Genomic DNA, 1892 nt, shown 5'->3' with positions numbered 1-1892 from the left:
GAGCAGACAAATACCTGTTTTTATCAGGTGATCGCCCTGCGCGGTAAGAAAACCGCCGTACTGCGCCGCATCGCAGCGCAGCAGGTGAAAGCAGACAGTGCGATGTCTGGCGAGTTAAAGCCGGTATTGAACGACTTTAAAGGCGAACCCGTGACCCGTCGCATCCGTGAAAACCATGAGCATCCGTCTGTCAGCATTGACGAGTACGAACAGGCTTATAAGACCGATCCTAACGAAAGCCATTTTTACAGCACCTGGGGCTGACCGCCTGCTACGCCCCGCAAGGGGCGTATAGTCGAAGACTTATTCAACCAAAACGTGAATACTATGCGAAATAACAAGGCGCTCAGGACGCAGATACATGGCGGAAACAGTTTATCAGGCGCGGAGGCGTTTTTACCTTCTCCGTTTTCGGCGCAGTCGTAACCCGGACACACTGGAAAAAATGTACGAATCCATGCGCGATCGTGGACAGGTGCCGCCGGAGGACACCGAGGCTTTTGAGGCTGCCGCCGACCATCGCCGCGCAGAGCTGGCATCGGGGCGCATCTGGGATAAGATCCCGCCGCATGTCTGGCAGTATGTAAAATAATCACAGCGCCCCTACAAGGGGCGTTTTTTTGCTTGCATCTATGGCTCGTTAGACGTATAATGATTTTACTGATTCAAATCAGTACCCTCCTAAACAGCCTTACAGGTGCATTATGACCTCTTCTGAAATCCTCCATAACCTCCCTCAGATTATCACGGCCGTGGCCGCCCTCATTACAGCCATTACCGGGCTGATTAAAGTCATGAAGGATAAGGGTAAGGACTGAACTGCCGCAGGGGGCGAAAGCCCCCTGCATCGCTAACCGGCAGCGCCCCGACTGGCGCAGGAGTAAAAAATGACAACGCTACATATTCGTGAAATTCCCACTGATGGAGCGCCGCCTATCTTCGCAGGCCGCTCAATCTCAGATGATGACCTTTGCGCCTCATGCCAGCATCTCGACTATCGACCAGGGCACCTCAGCGCCTGCCTGCTGTCAGGTTGCGGGCGTGACGACTGGCCTTCTGAACTGGATGAAAACGGCTACAGCGTTGCCTGTAGCAGCTATGAGCGAGAAAAATTGCTTGATTAACATGGCTCATTAGACGTATAATTATCACATCGAAAGGCATCCGGTCTTTCGCGGCAGCGCCCCGACTGGCGCAGGAGTTTTACAATGCACGGTAACGTAAATGAAATTTGCGCAAGGCTTCTCGATAGTTTTGAACCACAGCAGCGGATCAGCCTTTTGATCTGGACTGCTGAAGATGTCCATGACTGCACCAGTGATATGAGCCTCACTGACGATGAGGCCGAAGCCGTTCTGGCAGAAATCGCGGAATGCAGTACACACAGCCGTTATGGCGTCGGAAAAGATACCGTCTGGAGCCTGGCGAAGCAGGTGCGCGAAGATGCCGCCCGCGATCGAAAAATTGAGGTCAATGCCGGGGCGCTGCAAAAAGTCGTGGCGCTGGCGGCGCAGTTTATCCGGCTGGAAGAGATCCAGTCTGGCGAAGGAGCTGCACGCCGACTTTACCCGCAGGATTCTGAGGCGCTGGAGTGCATCACGAAGGTGATTAACGGCTAATTCACGCAATAACGCAGCGAACTTTTACGGCAGCGCCCCGACTGGCGCAGGAGGAAAAAACATGTCCCGGAATGAAGCCTATTATGAAACGCTGGCCCTGATTGAAAAGGGGGACTGGTGTTTCGGCAGTATGGACGAAGACAACGAAGAGCGGGCAATCAAGGCCGCTAAGGCGCTGGCGCTGTTTGCGCGCCTGAATGAGCAGGGCAGCGACGGACACCCGGTTTCCGAAATCATCGTTGATTTTATCGCTACCCTTATGCACCTGGGGGA

Annotated in this window: 5 protein-coding genes; all 5 read left to right on the top strand. The window is 54.0% G+C overall.

Translation table 11 applies throughout. From position 1 onward, the window contains the following. Window positions 1-264 (top strand): hypothetical protein (locus QRY16_RS21830; RefSeq protein ID WP_289778042.1); only part of this gene is annotated, 264 nt, incomplete at its 5' end. 97 nt (window positions 265-361) lie between these two features. Continuing rightward, the gene (locus QRY16_RS21825; protein WP_004187345.1) at window positions 362-592 is read left to right on the top strand and encodes an Hha/YmoA family nucleoid-associated regulatory protein; all 231 of its coding nucleotides are present in this window, start codon (window positions 362-364) and stop codon (window positions 590-592) included. 295 nt (window positions 593-887) lie between these two features. After that, window positions 888-1124, top strand: coding sequence for a hypothetical protein (locus QRY16_RS21820; protein ID WP_289778041.1), 237 nt, complete (start codon window positions 888-890; stop codon window positions 1122-1124). 84 nt (window positions 1125-1208) lie between these two features. Beyond that, window positions 1209-1619, top strand: coding sequence for a DUF1380 family protein (locus tag QRY16_RS21815; RefSeq protein WP_289778040.1), 411 nt, complete (start codon window positions 1209-1211; stop codon window positions 1617-1619). A 61-nt stretch (window positions 1620-1680) separates the two neighbouring features. Further along, the coding region (locus QRY16_RS21810; RefSeq protein ID WP_289778039.1) for a hypothetical protein at window positions 1681-1892 on the top strand (212 nt) is incomplete at its 3' end.

It is taken from the genome of Mixta mediterraneensis, assembly GCF_030283135.1.
Taxonomy (GTDB): Bacteria; Pseudomonadota; Gammaproteobacteria; order Enterobacterales; family Enterobacteriaceae; genus Pantoea; species Pantoea mediterraneensis.
The sequence above is the reverse complement of the archived record's forward strand: the minus strand, read 5'-3'. Positions and strand labels throughout refer to the sequence as shown.